The organism is Amycolatopsis kentuckyensis (assembly GCF_002155975.1).
Classification (GTDB): Bacteria; Actinomycetota; Actinomycetes; order Mycobacteriales; family Pseudonocardiaceae; genus Amycolatopsis; species Amycolatopsis kentuckyensis.
Genome location: NZ_MUMI01000894.1, coordinates 1 through 821, shown reverse-complemented (window position 1 = coordinate 821; position 821 = coordinate 1). Strand labels below are relative to the sequence as shown.

Sequence of the window (821 nt, the reverse complement as noted above, 5' to 3'; positions counted from 1 at the left end):
GCTCAGGCTTCGTGGGGCGCCGGGGTCGCCGAGCGGGTCGCGCCGCACAGCACGCAGGTCGCACCGCCGTCGCCGTCGACCTCATGGGCAGTGGAGCCGGGGCAGTGGCCCTGGCACTCCAGCTGCAGGAACTCGCCGGTGCCTGTGTGGGCGCCGCTCTGGAAACCGGCGTACGGCTCGGAGGCGGGGCCCTGGTAGCGGCGGCGCCGGAGGCTGCGCAGGCCTGCGATGAAGGCTGCGGCGAGCGCCCCGCCGAGGAGGCAGACCGCGATGGTCATGCTGGCGCCGATCATGGTCAGGCTCCTTCTCCGGCCGGTGGCCGGGCGTGGTGGCGGGCGTCGAGGAGGTAGGCGCCGGCGAGGAACGCCACCCAGGCGGCGACGGTCGCGGCGATCAGGACGATGACGGTGGTCATGAGCTGTCACCGCCGTCAGCGGCCCGCGGGCGGATCCACCCGGCGGCCACCGCCAGGGCGACCGCGTGGGTGATGCTGCGGGCGCCCAGATTCCGGATCGCCCGTTGCCGGGCGGTCTTGACCGTGCCGAGCGCCAGTTCCAGGCGGGCCGCGGTCTCCTCCGGCTGCTCACCGAGCGCGGCACCCACCAGCACAGCGAGCTGGCTGTTGCCCAACGGGCAGTCCACGGCGTGACGCAGCGCGGCCCGGGCGGCGGCCTGCCAGTACTCGCGGCCGTCCCGGCGGGGCGCACCGTGACGTGCGCGGCGGACCTCGACGCGCAGCAGCTGCCGCGCACGGTCCAGGCGGCGGGCCTCGGCCAGGAGGTGAGTCTCCGCCTCGGTGCGCGGCGCCCAGGACCGGCCCG

The 821-nt window shown here is 76.1% G+C and carries 2 protein-coding genes; both read right to left on the bottom strand.

Going from position 1 to position 821, the window contains the following annotated elements; translation table 11 throughout:
- Positions 1 to 2: 2 nt before the first annotated feature.
- Entirely contained in the window at positions 3 to 293 is a 291-nt protein-coding gene (locus tag CCN39_RS48970) for a hypothetical protein (protein ID WP_086746174.1), read from the bottom strand.
- A 118-nt stretch (positions 294 to 411) separates the two neighbouring features.
- Positions 412 to 821: helix-turn-helix domain-containing protein (locus CCN39_RS48965; protein ID WP_244211387.1), on the bottom strand; the 410-nt coding region annotated here is incomplete at its 5' end.

Excerpts from the sequence above, each read along its gene's own strand:
- CCN39_RS48970 (WP_086746174.1), bottom strand. The coding sequence starts at position 293 with ATGATCGGCGCCAGCATGACCATCGCGGTCTGCCTCCTCGGCGGGGCG.